The sequence below is a fragment of the Halobacillus litoralis genome, from assembly GCF_004101865.1.
GTDB classification, from domain to species: domain Bacteria; phylum Bacillota; class Bacilli; order Bacillales; family Halobacillaceae; genus Halobacillus; species Halobacillus litoralis_A.
Genome location: NZ_CP026118.1, coordinates 2,843,651 through 2,857,354 on the forward strand (window position 1 = coordinate 2,843,651; position 13,704 = coordinate 2,857,354).

Annotated in this window: 15 protein-coding genes; all 15 read left to right on the plus strand. The window is 43.6% G+C overall.

Going from position 1 to position 13,704, the window contains the following annotated elements; genetic code table 11:
* Positions 1 to 5 precede the first annotated feature (5 nt).
* The 15 genes from atpA to HLI_RS14330 all read left to right on the plus strand — a co-directional run bounded on the left by atpA (position 6) and on the right by HLI_RS14330 (position 13,639).
* Complete coding sequence (atpA, locus tag HLI_RS14265; RefSeq protein WP_128525588.1) at positions 6 to 1,514, plus strand: F0F1 ATP synthase subunit alpha; 1,509 nt, start codon at positions 6 to 8, stop codon at positions 1,512 to 1,514.
* Positions 1,515 to 1,547: 33 nt separating this feature from the next.
* Complete coding sequence (locus tag HLI_RS14270) at positions 1,548 to 2,411, plus strand: F0F1 ATP synthase subunit gamma (RefSeq protein WP_128525589.1); 864 nt, start codon at positions 1,548 to 1,550, stop codon at positions 2,409 to 2,411.
* 42 nt (positions 2,412 to 2,453) lie between these two features.
* A complete protein-coding gene (gene atpD, locus HLI_RS14275) occupies positions 2,454 to 3,866 on the plus strand; it encodes a F0F1 ATP synthase subunit beta (RefSeq protein WP_128525590.1) in 1,413 nt (470 codons plus the stop codon).
* 80 nt (positions 3,867 to 3,946) lie between these two features.
* On the plus strand, positions 3,947 to 4,351 hold the full coding sequence (locus tag HLI_RS14280) for a F0F1 ATP synthase subunit epsilon (RefSeq protein ID WP_128525591.1): 405 nt from the start codon (positions 3,947 to 3,949) through the stop codon (positions 4,349 to 4,351).
* A 252-nt stretch (positions 4,352 to 4,603) separates the two neighbouring features.
* Positions 4,604 to 4,837 (plus strand): DUF1146 family protein, encoded by a 234-nt coding sequence (locus HLI_RS14285; protein WP_128525592.1) that lies wholly within the window; start codon positions 4,604 to 4,606, stop codon positions 4,835 to 4,837.
* A gap of 108 nt (positions 4,838 to 4,945) precedes the next feature.
* On the plus strand, positions 4,946 to 5,656 hold the full coding sequence (locus HLI_RS14290; protein ID WP_128525593.1) for a YwmB family TATA-box binding protein: 711 nt from the start codon (positions 4,946 to 4,948) through the stop codon (positions 5,654 to 5,656).
* Positions 5,657 to 5,690: 34 nt separating this feature from the next.
* On the plus strand, positions 5,691 to 7,001 hold the full coding sequence (gene murA, locus HLI_RS14295) for a UDP-N-acetylglucosamine 1-carboxyvinyltransferase (RefSeq protein WP_128525594.1): 1,311 nt from the start codon (positions 5,691 to 5,693) through the stop codon (positions 6,999 to 7,001).
* A gap of 126 nt (positions 7,002 to 7,127) precedes the next feature.
* Positions 7,128 to 8,147 carry a stage II sporulation protein D gene (spoIID, locus tag HLI_RS14300; RefSeq protein WP_128525595.1) on the plus strand — a complete coding sequence of 340 codons (1,020 nt, stop codon included), beginning with the start codon at positions 7,128 to 7,130 and terminating at the stop codon, positions 8,145 to 8,147.
* A 225-nt stretch (positions 8,148 to 8,372) separates the two neighbouring features.
* A complete protein-coding gene (locus HLI_RS14305) occupies positions 8,373 to 9,296 on the plus strand; it encodes a stage II sporulation protein SpoIIQ (protein WP_241655860.1) in 924 nt (307 codons plus the stop codon).
* 320 nt (positions 9,297 to 9,616) lie between these two features.
* Positions 9,617 to 9,757, plus strand: a complete 141-nt coding sequence (locus HLI_RS21710; protein ID WP_164908566.1) for a hypothetical protein — start codon at positions 9,617 to 9,619, stop codon at positions 9,755 to 9,757.
* Between the two features lie 295 nt (positions 9,758 to 10,052).
* Positions 10,053 to 10,334 carry a sporulation transcriptional regulator SpoIIID gene (gene spoIIID, locus HLI_RS14310; protein WP_128525597.1) on the plus strand — a complete coding sequence of 94 codons (282 nt, stop codon included), beginning with the start codon at positions 10,053 to 10,055 and terminating at the stop codon, positions 10,332 to 10,334.
* A 251-nt stretch (positions 10,335 to 10,585) separates the two neighbouring features.
* A complete protein-coding gene (locus HLI_RS14315; protein WP_128525598.1) occupies positions 10,586 to 11,584 on the plus strand; it encodes a rod shape-determining protein in 999 nt (332 codons plus the stop codon).
* A gap of 33 nt (positions 11,585 to 11,617) precedes the next feature.
* Complete coding sequence (locus tag HLI_RS14320; protein WP_128525599.1) at positions 11,618 to 12,442, plus strand: flagellar hook-basal body protein; 825 nt, start codon at positions 11,618 to 11,620, stop codon at positions 12,440 to 12,442.
* Positions 12,443 to 12,458: 16 nt separating this feature from the next.
* A complete protein-coding gene (locus HLI_RS14325; protein ID WP_128526905.1) occupies positions 12,459 to 13,280 on the plus strand; it encodes a flagellar hook-basal body protein in 822 nt (273 codons plus the stop codon).
* Positions 13,281 to 13,300: 20 nt separating this feature from the next.
* Positions 13,301 to 13,639 carry a DNA-directed RNA polymerase subunit beta gene (locus HLI_RS14330; protein WP_128525600.1) on the plus strand — a complete coding sequence of 113 codons (339 nt, stop codon included), beginning with the start codon at positions 13,301 to 13,303 and terminating at the stop codon, positions 13,637 to 13,639.
* Positions 13,640 to 13,704 lie beyond the last annotated feature (65 nt).

The following is a 13,704-nucleotide window of genomic DNA, read 5'->3' on the forward strand; positions in this document are numbered from 1 at the left end:
ATGACATGAGCATCAAAGCTGAAGAAATCAGTGCGCTGATTAAACAGCAAATTGAAAACTATGAATCAGATATAGAAGTCAATGATGTGGGTACCGTAATCGAAGTCGGTGACGGGATTGCCCGTGCTCATGGCCTTGATAACGTCATGGCTGGTGAGCTAGTTGAATTCTCGAATGGTGTCATGGGAATGGCACAAAACTTGGAAGAAAGTAACGTTGGTCTTGTCATTCTTGGACCATATACTGATATTAAAGAAGGCGACGAAGTTCGTCGTACTGGAAGAATCATGCAAGTGCCCGTCGGGGAAGAAATGCTTGGCCGTGTCGTGAATCCACTTGGACAGCCTGTAGATGGCCGTGGACCAATTGAAACGACGAAAACTCGCCCGATTGAATCGCCGGCTCCTGGTGTTATGGATCGTAAATCCGTTGATGAGCCACTCCAAACAGGTATCAAGGCCATTGATGCTCTAGTACCTATTGGTCGTGGTCAGCGTGAGTTGATCATTGGTGACCGTCAAACAGGTAAAACATCCGTTGCAATTGATGCGATACTAAACCAACATGATCAGGATATGGTTTGTATTTACGTTGCCATCGGGCAAAAAGAATCTACCGTGCGTGGTACTGTAGAAACTCTACGACGTCATGGTGCACTTGATTACACGATCGTAGTTACAGCGAGTGCTTCTCAACCAGCACCGCTCTTATACTTGGCTCCATATGCAGGTGTATCACTTGGTGAGGACTTCATGTACAACGGTAAGCATGTGCTTGTCGTATATGATGATCTTTCTAAGCAGGCGGCTGCATACCGTGAACTTTCTCTACTATTGCGTCGTCCTCCAGGTCGTGAAGCTTTCCCCGGAGACGTATTCTACCTACACTCTCGTTTGCTGGAACGTGCGGCTAAGCTCAGTGACGCTAAAGGTGGCGGCTCATTGACTGCTCTTCCTTTCGTTGAGACACAGGCTGGAGACATTTCTGCATACATTCCAACAAACGTGATTTCCATTACAGACGGTCAAATATTCTTACAATCTGATTTGTTCTTCTCAGGGGTACGTCCAGCGATCAACGCAGGTCTCTCTGTATCGCGTGTAGGTGGCTCGGCTCAAATCAAAGCTATGAAAAAAGTAGCTGGAACACTAAGACTTGACCTTGCATCCTACCGTGAACTTGAAGCCTTTGCACAGTTTGGTTCTGATTTGGATAAATCCACACAGGCAAAACTGAATCGCGGAGCTCGTACAGTGGAAGTACTGAAACAGGGTCTTCACCAACCATTAGCTGTAGAAAAACAGGTCATGATCATTTATGCACTTACAAAAGGTTTCCTGGATGAAATTCCAGTAGATGATGTCACTCGTTTCGAGTCTGAGTTCCATAACTGGTTGGATAACAATCGTAAAGAGCTTCTTTCTCAAATCCGTGAGACAGGCAAACTGGCTGACGATGAAGACATGAGTGGCGCTGTGAAAGAATTCAAGAAAACATTTGTTGTTTCTGAATAAATGAATCATAGCTGGAAAGGGTGGTGAAACAGCGTGGCATCCCTTAGAGATATTAAAGGTCGGATCACATCTACGAAGAAGACGAAACAAATCACAAAGGCGATGGAGATGGTATCCGCTTCAAAGCTGAATCGCGCCGAGCAGAATGCTAAAAGATTCGTTCCCTACAGTGAAAAAATCCAAGAAGTGGTCGCGAGTATCGCCCAAGGTGGCGGTGATGCAAGCCATCCAATGCTAGAATCGCGCGAAGTCAAGAGGACAGGATATCTTGTCATCACTTCTGATCGCGGACTTGCAGGGGCATTCAATAGCAGCGTTCTCCGGAAGGTTTACCAACAGATCCGAGATCATCACACCTCTGCTGAAGAATATACCCTGATTACGATGGGTCGTATCGGTCGTGACTTCTTCCGCAAACGTAATATGCCAGTAGATATGGATATTACAGGTGTGGCTGATCAGCCGGATTTCGCTGATATCAAGGATATTGCTTCAGATACGGTTCAACTATATACCGATGAAAAAATCGATCAGCTTTACATTTATTACAATCATTATGTCAGCGCTATAACTCAAGAAGTTACGGAAAAGAAAGTGCTGCCATTGACTGATTTGAATAAAGAAGGCAAAGCGAGTCAAAGTTCATATGAGTATGAGCCTAATCAAGAAGAGATTCTTGAGGTCTTGCTTCCGCAGTATGCTGAAAGCTTGATTTATGGTGCTTTGCTCGATAGTAAAGCAAGTGAGCACGCGGCTCGAATGACAGCGATGAAGAGTGCTACAGATAACGCTGATGATTTAATCGGCGATCTTACGCTTTCTTATAACCGCGCACGTCAAGCTGCTATTACCCAGGAGATTACTGAAATTGTCGGCGGTGCAGCTGCCCTCGAATAGGAACTCCCGTATTTTTTCAACAGTAAGTTAGGAGGGAAATCGATGAGTAAAGGACGCGTGACTCAGATTATGGGACCGGTTGTTGACGTAACCTTCGATGACGGCCAACTCCCAGATCTTAACAACGCATTGCACGTCCAATATGACGCGCAATCTGAAAATGAATCAAACGTAGACCTTACATTGGAAGTCGCCCTTCACTTGGGTGACAACACTGTCCGTACAGTAGCCATGTCATCAACAGAAGGTGTCATGCGTGGCACACCGGTTACAGATAAAGGAAGCCCTATTTCTGTCCCTGTAGGAGATGTGACGCTTGGTCGGGTATTCAATGTACTTGGTGAAAATATTGACTTGGATGAACCACTTGGGAAAGAGGTTCGTCGTGACCCGATCCACCGTACTGCTCCGGTATTCGAAAACCTGGCGACAGAGACTGAAATCCTTGAAACAGGGATTAAAGTCGTTGACCTTCTTGCCCCTTATGTAAAAGGTGGTAAGATCGGATTGTTCGGTGGTGCCGGTGTAGGTAAAACCGTTTTGATCCAGGAATTGATCAATAATATCGCTCAAGAACATGGTGGTATTTCCGTGTTTGCTGGTGTAGGAGAGCGTACACGTGAAGGTAATGACCTTTACTACGAGATGACGGATTCAGGTGTAATTAAGAAAACAGCTATGGTATTCGGTCAAATGAACGAGCCGCCTGGAGCGCGTATGCGTGTTGCTCTATCCGGTCTGACTATGGCTGAATACTTCCGTGATGAACAAGGGCAGGATGTACTCTTCTTCATCGATAATATTTTCCGCTTTACCCAAGGTGGTCTGGAAGTATCTGCCCTTCTCGGTCGTATGCCTTCAGCTGTTGGTTATCAGCCGACCCTGGCAACAGAGATGGGTCAGCTTCAAGAGCGAATCACTTCTACAGACAAGGGATCTGTTACATCGATCCAGGCGATTTACGTACCTGCCGATGACTATACAGACCCTGCGCCAGCTACGACTTTCGCACACTTGGACGCAACCACAAACCTTGAACGTAAACTTTCAGAGCAAGGAATCTATCCAGCCGTAGATCCACTGGCTTCTACGTCTCGTGCCTTGGACCCTGAGATTGTTGGAGACGAGCACTATGATGTAGCTCGTGAAGTTCAACGTACGCTTCAGCGTTATAAAGAACTTCAAGATATTATCGCTATCCTCGGGATGGATGAGTTATCTGATGAGGATAAGTTGACGGTATCTCGTGCACGTCGTGTACAATTCTTCCTTTCTCAGAACTTCCACGTAGCTGAACAGTTCACAGGACAATCTGGTTCTTACGTGCCTGTTTCAGAAACAGTCAAAGGCTTCAAGGAAATTCTTGACGGCAAATATGACGATGTCCCTGAAGATGCATTCCGACTTGTCGGCCGTATCGAAGACGTCGTAGAAAAATCAAAACAAATGCAATAAACAGTTCAATGACTGAGAGGGAAGACTTTACTTGTTGGTGAGCTTCCCTTCTCTTCATGATCAGCCAAGGAGGAATACGAATGAGCACACTGACGGTGAGTGTAGTCACTCCTGATGGCCCGGTGTTGGAAGATGCATTTGAAATGGTTAGTTGTAAGGCGGAAAGTGGAGAACTCGGGGTTCTACCTGGACATATCCCTATGGTAGCTCCGCTAACCATCAGCGCTGTTCGCTTGAAAGGGGAAGGTAAGTCCGATCGTATCGCAGTCAGCGGTGGGTTTTTAGAGGTTCGTCCTGATAAAGTGACAATCCTGGCTCAATCAGCTGAAAAACCTTCGGATATTGATATCGACCGTGCCCGGATGGCAAAGGAACGTGCCGAGCGTCGCCTGCAAGATAAACAAGCCGATATTGATTTCCAACGGGCTGAAATGGCACTCAAGCGAGCCATTAATCGTTTGCATGTTTATGAAAATAACTTCTAAACTGCTTTCATCTTGAGAGCAGTTTTTTTGTGAAAATTATGACATGATAAGAGTTTGGTTAATCAACGAACTTTATCATCCTCGAATCGTCAGCAAACGCTGGGTTTAAAAGTCAAAATGAAGGGAATCCATCTTTATTGCTCGGGAAATGAAGCGGAATATTCCTTCTTTTGTCGTCTGTTGGTTCCTTCTGCGAACAAAGTTTGACGTAAAGAAGGACATGTCGACAAACAGTAGAAAGGAGTGATCGTTTTGGAACAATACTTTGCTGAAGAAGCTTTGCTTAGTATGACATCACATTTGATTTTCATTGTCATAACATGGAGGGTTTTGCAATCGGTCAACTTTGATGCTTTTTTCAAAAAAGATCGGGTATTTGAGGCCAGGGCTTTAATTATTATGATTACCATCGCATTAGGTACAGCGGTCAGTAACTTCTTTTTAGAGTTCATATCATGGTCGAACAGTCTTGTCTATTTGTTTTAGCACCATACATGTGTGAAATTGTCTAATGTTGTTAGGAATTGTATCGTATGATTGTTGTCTTCTCAGGCCAAACTTATAGTAAGTCAATGCTTGGGGAGGCATTTAAAGATGAAAAGTATGTTTGCTGGAATTATCGCTTTACTTATTATAGGAACAGGTGCTTATCCACAGGAAATGACAGAAATTCAAGAAGTCATTATGGAGTTTTCGTCATTTGCTGCGGATAAGCAGCTAGATGTGAATGAGTGGACGATCACAATGAAAGAAAAAACGACACCAGAAGAAGCAGAAAGAATCAAAGCAGATATGACGATGCTTTTTGAACGACCAATTATTCAAAAAGAAATAATGACAAACGCGACAAAATATACAATTACGGACAGTCAAAAAAACAAAAATTTCGTCGAAACTTATATATTGATCTATCCTACAAATAAGAAGAGCAGTACAGAAATGGTTTACACCGTGCAAGGTCAGGGAAAACCTTCATTAAGTAAACATGATACAAAAATTGTAAATGAAGTGAAAAGTCGATTTTTCTCGAAAAATGTCACTATTTTCTCTTGTCTTAAGGCGACATATAGTGGTATTATGAATGATGTTTTAGTCTATGAAAAATTCGAACAAGCATTCAATATTACAACAATAAATGAAATCGACGACGAAAACGGTTGGACTAGCAGATCCGGCTATACAAATCAATGGGGTAATACCTTGCCAGTAGGGGATCAAACTGTGAATGTTCAGTTTGCTACAAGAACTTTGGGCGGGGAGACAACCATCACTATTGGCACACCCATTATTACTGCTGAATATTAATAATAGTGAATATGGACGCGGAGGAGAATGAACCTTGGAAAAAATCATCGTCCGTGGTGGGAGGCAGCTGACCGGCACCGTGAAAGCTGAAGGTGCTAAGAATGCCGTACTGCCTGTCATCGCAGCAAGTATAATTGCAAGTGAAGGAAAAAGCGTACTACACGAAGTACCTGCTTTAGCTGATGTATATACAATTAATCAAGTCATTCGACATATGAATGCAGATGTAAATATGGTAGGAAATACAGTGACTGTGGATGCTTCAGGTCAATTGTCTACTGAAGCACCAATTGAATACGTTAGGAAAATGCGTGCTTCTGTTCTTGTATTGGGACCACTTTTGGCCCGGTATGGCCGTGCTAAAGTTGCATTGCCAGGTGGGTGCGCGATTGGATCACGCCCACTCGATCAGCATTTGAAAGGCTTTGAAGCTATGGGAGCTGAAGTAACCGTAGGAAACGGGTATATCGAAGCTGAAGTGAAAGGTCGTTTGCAAGGCGCTAAGATTTACTTTGATGTACCAAGTGTTGGTGCAACAGAGAACGTAATGATGGCTGCCGCTTTGGCAGATGGAAAGACAATCTTGGAAAATTGCGCAAAGGAACCAGAAATCGTCGACTTGGCCAACTACCTGAATAAGATGGGTGCACATGTCGTCGGTGCAGGAACAGAGACCATTCGAATCGAAGGTGTAGAGAAACTTGTTGGTGCTACCCATACGATTATCCCTGACCGTATTGAAGCAGGAACGTTCATGGTTGCTGCTGCCATAACAGGCGGGAATGTCCTTATAAAAGGTGCGATGCATGAGCACTTGCGTTCACTCGTTTCTAAAATGGAAGAAATGGGCGTCATCATCCAAGAGGAAGATGATGGACTGCGAGTCATCGGTCCTGACATCTTGAAAGCTACAGACCTTAAAACGATGCCTCATCCAGGTTTCCCGACTGATATGCAGTCACAAATGATGGCTCTTATGTTAAGTGCCACGGGAACAAGCGTCATTACTGAAACGGTATTTGAAAATCGTTTCATGCATGTGGAAGAGTTCCGCCGCATGAATGCTAACCTGAAAATTGAAGGCCGCAGTGTAATCGTTGAAGGACCGTCTTCTCTGCAAGGGGCAGAGGTTGCAGCAACAGATTTGCGAGCTGGGGCAGCCCTGATTTTGGCTGGGTTAGTCGCTGATGGTTACACAAGAGTAACTGAGTTGAAGCACTTGGATCGCGGTTATGTGGAATTCACTGAGAAATTAGCACAAATCGGCGCTGACATTGAACGAGTCAAAGAAGAAGAAGTGTATATGGAAGAAGCTGAACCAAGCGAATCTGTATCGACATTATAATATATACATCATGATTGCTTGCCTGTTTCAATATTTTTGAAATAGGCGAGCATTTTTAGTTCTATCATCTTTCAATTCTGGATACATTTTAGTAGAGGGATCTACTTTGTGACCAGGAGGATGCGGATGAAAAAAAATAATGGAATCGGACTGATTGCTTTATGCAGCTTATTTGCAACTATGCTTATTATACCTACACTGATCGTCGTCCCCTTTACAAATTCCGGTAATACCGAGAAAGTGGAAGAAACACCACCTACTGAGCAAGTGGCAGAGGTTGAAGACTCCGCCTTCTCTGTAAGTGTGTGGAGAAGTGAGTCGGAAAAGGTGGAGGAAGTTCCTCTGGAAACCTATGTCTCTCGCGTTGTGGCTTCTGAAATGCCGGTTAATTTTGAGATGGAGGCATTGAAGGCGCAGGCATTGGCGGCGAGGACATATATCACACGTCACTTAGTCGAAGGAGAAAAGGTTTCTTCCGAAGCAGATGTGACAGATACGGTTTCTCATCAAGTGTATAAGGATGATAAAGAACTGAGAACTTTGTGGCAGGACAGTTATGCTGATAATATGGAAAAAATCAACCAGGCCGTGAAAGCGACAGCAGGCGAAATCATAACATATGAGCGGGAACCGATCGAAGCTTCTTTCTTTTCGACGAGTAATGGTTTTACAGAAAATGCGGGAGATTACTGGGAGCATGACATTCCTTATTTAAAAAGTGTAGAAAGCCCCTGGGATCAAGGGTCACCTAAATTCACGGACCAAAAAATCATTACGGTCGCTCAGCTCGAACAAACACTGGGAGTCAGCGTAGGTGCGGGTATCCAACAATCTACGATGACCAAAACAGAAGGAAATCGTGTAGATGAAGTACACTTAGGTTCTCAAACATTTTCCGGGAGAGAAATCCGTGAAAAGTTCGAGCTGCCTTCCAGTGATTTTTCTATTCAACAAAAAGGTGAACACGTTATTTTTACAACCAAAGGTTACGGCCATGGCGTAGGGATGAGCCAATATGGAGCTAATGGCATGGCAAAAACGGGGAAAGATTATAAAGAGATCATCCACCACTATTATCAAGACATAGAAATTTCCCCATTGAGTACACAGACGGCTTCTCTTAACGGGGAAAAACCAGTCAATTGAGCGAGCTGCAGAGGCAGCTCTTTTTTTATGATATGAGAAAAGGGGTGGGGTGACTCAACATTTTTCCTTATGTTTCATTACTGAATAATCATTTTAAAAAGGGGCATGAGAAGATCTTCTACAGAGTAATTCATATAAAATTTTCCTCTGAATGTATATAATCCCTCATAAGTGTTCAGAATGGTTTTTGAGGTGATGAACATGAAAGAGGAAGGTAAAAAAAGCGTGACAAAATTAAAGTTTAAACGCTTGATGCGCAAGAAATGGTTGTATCCAGCTTTGTATTTGTCCGTAGCCGCATTAGTTCTAGTAGGAGTGTTCTGGTATCAGCAGGGAGCGAGTGATTTGGAAGACCAAATCGCTGAGCAGCCACAGTCTGAAGTACAAGATGAATATCTGACAAATGATAACGGTCAGGATTCTGTGCCAGTCATGGACAATCAGGAAAACTTGGAAATGCCGGTAGCAGATGAGCAAACAGCTTCGATTGTCACAAAATTCTATGACTATGACGCGTCCGAGGAAGATCAAGAAAGTGCACTGGTCCTATACAACAATAAGTACTACCAAAGTGAAGGCGTAGATATTACTAGAGAAGATGGAGAAGCATTTGAAGTAACAGCTGCTCTATCAGGAACAGTCACAGAAGTGAAAGAAGACCCGCTTTATGGGAATGTCGTCGAAGTCAAACATGATAACAATTTGGTAACGGTCTATGCTAGTTTAGAAGAGGTTGAAGTTTTGGCCGGTTCTGATGTTTCTCAAGGGGATGCACTCGGAGCAGCAGGTCGTAATTCCTTTGGACAAGCAAGCGGTGTCCACGTCCACTTCGAAGTTCGTAGTGATGGCCAACCGGTAAACCCGGAAGATTTCTTCGGTCAACCAATGAGCCAAATTGCGGATGAGGCTGGAAAAGCGACAGAGGAAGCGCCGACAGATGAAGCTTCAGAAGAAGAAGAAGCACCATCTGAAGAGCCTACTGAAGATAAAGAACAGCCGACAGAAGACACAGAACAACCAACAGAAGATAAAGAACAACCAACAGATGAAGAAACAAATAGCGATGAAGGTACTACTCCTGGATCAGAAGAAGAAGAGCAAACACCAGATGAAGATAGTGCATCTTCCATCTCTAATACTCAAGCTTAAAAAATGAGGGTTATGCCCTCATTTTTTTTTGGCCAAAAACTCTATTCCACTATATTTCCATCCTCTTGCAACGGTAAGAAGCCCCAAGAATAAACTTCCGTAATTATAAATCCACTATATCTATCTTCAATTCTCAAAAAGTTCTGTTCTTGCTATTCATGGTGAAGGTCACCATCGCTGCTTAAAGCTATCATTATTCATATAAAAATATTCGCCGGGAATTTAATGGATTTCTGTTTTATGTTACTGTAAGCAAAAAAAGTTTCTTTTTTTCATTTGCAAGTGATGGTAAGAAAATCTGGAGTGAGGAGTGAGAAAATATGGTGGAAATCCTATTGGCTGGAATTTTACTCGTTTTAGTTATTATCGCTCGTAATTTAAAACTGATCGGTGAGAAATTACCTGGTACCCCGGACAGAAAGAGCAACTCAAAGAAGGAGGGTGAAGGTCCCCCTTTATAAACAACAGCTTTTTGTCCTGATGATGCTTTTGTGAAATAAATGAAGAACTTCGCCGACTGCTAAAAAACAGCTTATGAAAACACAACAACAGCTGAATTGGTCTAATTCATCAGTCCTTGCATCCTGTGGCATATCTGGGAACTTTTATTAATACAATGAGGATAACCGAGCACTCGGTAACATCCAGGGTGATACATCATGAAAAGACATCTAGAGTAAACCACCCCTATAACCTAATAAAAGCGCTTTTCTAGTAGCCCCTCCCCTGGATAGTCAATCACAGGAGGCGAGTGGAGTGCATGATTACATCAAAGAGAGGACCATCAAGATTGGGGAACACATTATTGAAACGAAAAAAACGGTGAGAGTGATCGCCAAGGAATTTGGCGTTTCAAAGAGTACGGTCCATAAAGACTTGACAGAAAGACTTCCTGAAGTGAATCCTGAGTTAGCTAAGGAAGTAAAGAAAATTCTCGATCACCATAAAGAAATACGTCATTTGCGCGGTGGAGAAGCGACACGCAGAAAGTACAAGTCACAATTCCTGGATGATCAACCAGTCCAGCCCCTTTTATAAGCAAGACACCTCCCTTTGTCAAAATTCCTCGATACTTGGTAACTTTTTTCATTTCCCATAAGACGAATGTCGTAATTTTGTGATAGAATATAGAATTAGATGTGCAATATTTAATTGAAAATATACTTTCAACAATTGGGAAACATAAGTTATCGAAGTTTCGATTTCATTGCCCGCATAGCAGCTCCTAAAGACCTGCTATGTTTCAAGGGGCGATTATGCTTTTTTACAATAGGGAGGATCTACAGGACATGTTTGCGAGAGATATAGGAATTGACCTTGGTACAGCCAATGTGCTCATCCATGTGAAAGGTAAAGGAATAGTATTGAATGAACCATCAGTGGTGGCTATGGACCGTAATACAGGTAAAGTACTTGAGGTGGGGGAAGAGGCTCGTCGAATGGTGGGACGTACGCCAGGAAACATTGAAGCTATCCGCCCGCTGAAGGATGGTGTCATTGCTGATTTTGATGTGACAGAAGCGATGCTTAAGCATTTCATTCAAAAAACTAATGTGCGGGGCTTTTTATCCAAACCGCGCATGTTGATCTGCTGCCCGACGAATATCACCAAAGTGGAGCAGAAAGCTATCAAAGAAGCGGCAGAAAAATCAGGCGGTAAAAAAGTATATCTAGAAGAGGAGCCCAAGGTGGCAGCGATCGGCGCCGGAATGGATATCTTCCAACCGAGTGGAAATATGGTTGTAGATATCGGTGGTGGCACGACAGATGTCGCTGTACTATCCATGGGTGATATTGTCACGGCTTCTTCTATCAAAATGGCCGGAGATAAGTTTGATCATGAAATTCTTCAATACATTAAGAAAGAATACAAGCTTCTCATAGGGGAACGTACGGCAGAAGATATTAAAATAAGTGTAGCAACTGTATTTCCAGGTTCGAGGAATGAGGAAATCGAAATCCGCGGGCGTGACATGGTGTCAGGATTGCCACGTACGATTTCCGTTAATTCTAATGAAATAGAAAAATCACTGCGTGAATCTGTTCAAGTGATCATTCAAGCTGCTAAACAAGTGCTGGAGCGCACTCCACCTGAATTATCTGCAGACATCATCGACCGTGGAGTGATTATGACAGGCGGCGGTGCACTTCTCCATGGCATCGACCAGCTGCTTGCAGAAGAATTGAAGGTTCCTGTCCTTGTTGCAGAAGCGCCGATGGACTGCGTAGCTACAGGTACAGGCATCATGCTTGAAAATATCGATAAGCGTATTTCTACGAAGTTCTAATTCACACGGACCACTACGGAAGGAGCGATCACCTTGTTAAGAGGATTTTACACAGCTGCCTCAGGTATGATGGCGAATCAACGCATGCAGGAAACATTGTCGAACAACATGTCGAATGCCAATACTCCAGGATATAAAGCGGATCAAGGAACGATGAGAGCATTTCCAGAGCTTTTGATTGAGCAAATGGGAAGCGAATCGATTCCTGTGTCACGAGGGTTGAATGTACCTGTACGCGGCCATGTAGGGTCCCTTAACACAGGTGTATATATGCAAGAAGCCATTCCCTCCTTTGCCCAGGGAGACATAAGGGAAACAGGGGTTGGCACAGATTTCGCCCTTATCCAGGGAACAGTTCCTGATGAATCAGGCTCAATCTTTTTTAATGTACAAAACGAAGCGGGAGAAGAAAGATATACTCGAAATGGAAACTTCACTGTGGATGGAGAAGGGTTCTTAACAACGAATCAAGGATATTATGTGCTTGATGATACAGGGAATCCGATCAACACTGGCGGTATGGAGTTCGATCTTTCTTCAAATGGTACCTTGGAGGTTGATGGACAGGAAATCCCCCTTGGACTTTCTTACAGCCCGGAGGCCGGGAGTATGGTGAAAGAAGGAAATGACTTGTTCCAAGCGGCAGAAAATGGGGAACCGGTCGAGAATGCAAGAGAAAATGAAGCTGTAGAATTCAATGTACGGCAAAATTTCCTTGAGCAGTCGAATGTGGATGCTAATAGAACGATGACGGAAATGATGAATACATATCGCTCGTTCGAAATGAATCAACGGGTGTTAAAAGCGTATGACCAGAGCATGCAGAAAACAGTGACAGAAATCGGTAGAATACGTTAAGGGAGTGTCAGCATTGATTAATCGTTCGATGATCCAATCAGCAGTCACAATGGGGCAGCTGCAAAGCAAGTTGGATTTGATAGGGAATAACTTGTCTAATAGTGAGACCACGGGCTATAAAAGTCGAAGCGCTGACTTTTCTTCGTTACTTTTTCAACAAATCGATAATCAATCACATGAGCATGCTCAGGTTGGACGTACAACCCCTGAAGGTGTCAGAATAGGGGCAGGTGCTAGACTTGGACATACGAACCTCGATTATAGACAAGGGAGCCTGCAAAATACAGGGAGAGACCTGGATGTTGCCCTTTTAGGGGATAATCATTTATTTCAGCTCCGTGTTGAGACAGAAACCGGGCCAGAGACACAATTTACGAGAGCTGGTAACTTTTATTTGAATCCGATCGACAACGGACAAGTCCTGCTCACAAACTCTAATGGACATCCGGTAATCGGAGAAGATGGAGAGAATATTGTCTTAGAAGAAGGGTTCCAAGGGATTTCTATCGATCAAGATGGTTCCATTCTAGTGAAACGCGGAGATGGACAGGCGGTAGAAGGGGAACTTAGCGTGACAGAAGCAGTCCGTCCTCGTATGCTTGAAGCGATAGGAGATAACCGCTTCCGTATTCCGGATGGTATAAACCCGGATGGAATCATGGAAGACCTGCCCCGTGGTGATATTGAAATGAAAAACAAGACACTCGAGGCATCCAATGTGGATGTATCGAAACAAATGACAGATATGTTGATGGCACAGCGAGCTTACCAATTCAATGCGAAATCCATATCGACAGGTGATCAGATGATGGGGCTTGTTAATCAACTGAGATCATAAACGTAAGGAGTATGACGACCATGGCAACAAATCCTAATTCAAAAGGGAAAAAGCTTAATAAAGAGCAGGAAAGAGAAAAAAAGCGTAAAGCCCTAGATGAAGCAACGAAACAGAATACAGCGAAGAAAGAATCGTCCAAGAAGCAAAAATCTGTGAAGGAAGAAAAAGCTTCAAAGAAAGGACGCCGCCGCGTTCTGCCTATTTGGCTGCGTATCATCCTTGTCCTGCTCTTCAGTGCAGTCGCTTTAGTGTTAGGATTGATGGTCGGTTACGGTGTGATCGGTGAAGGAAACCCAACGGATGCGCTGGAAATGGATACGTGGAAACATATTTGGAATTTTGTAACGAAAACGGAATAGAGAAGAAGGCAGCTTGTCCTACATTATATGTGCAAACAGCCTTTCTATGCGAACACGAGCCAACC

Excerpts from the sequence above, each read along its gene's own strand:
- atpA (WP_128525588.1), top strand. The coding sequence starts at position 6 with ATGAGCATCAAAGCTGAAGAAATCAGTGCGCTGATTAAACAGCAAATT.
- atpD (WP_128525590.1), top strand. The coding sequence starts at position 2,454 with ATGAGTAAAGGACGCGTGACTCAGATTATGGGACCGGTTGTTGACGTA.
- HLI_RS14280 (WP_128525591.1), top strand. The coding sequence starts at position 3,947 with ATGAGCACACTGACGGTGAGTGTAGTCACTCCTGATGGCCCGGTGTTG.
- HLI_RS14290 (WP_128525593.1), top strand. The coding sequence starts at position 4,946 with ATGAAAAGTATGTTTGCTGGAATTATCGCTTTACTTATTATAGGAACA.
- spoIID (WP_128525595.1), top strand. The coding sequence starts at position 7,128 with ATGAAAAAAAATAATGGAATCGGACTGATTGCTTTATGCAGCTTATTT.
- HLI_RS21710 (WP_164908566.1), top strand. The coding sequence starts at position 9,617 with ATGGTGGAAATCCTATTGGCTGGAATTTTACTCGTTTTAGTTATTATC.
- HLI_RS14315 (WP_128525598.1), top strand. The coding sequence starts at position 10,586 with ATGTTTGCGAGAGATATAGGAATTGACCTTGGTACAGCCAATGTGCTC.
- HLI_RS14330 (WP_128525600.1), top strand. The coding sequence starts at position 13,301 with ATGGCAACAAATCCTAATTCAAAAGGGAAAAAGCTTAATAAAGAGCAG.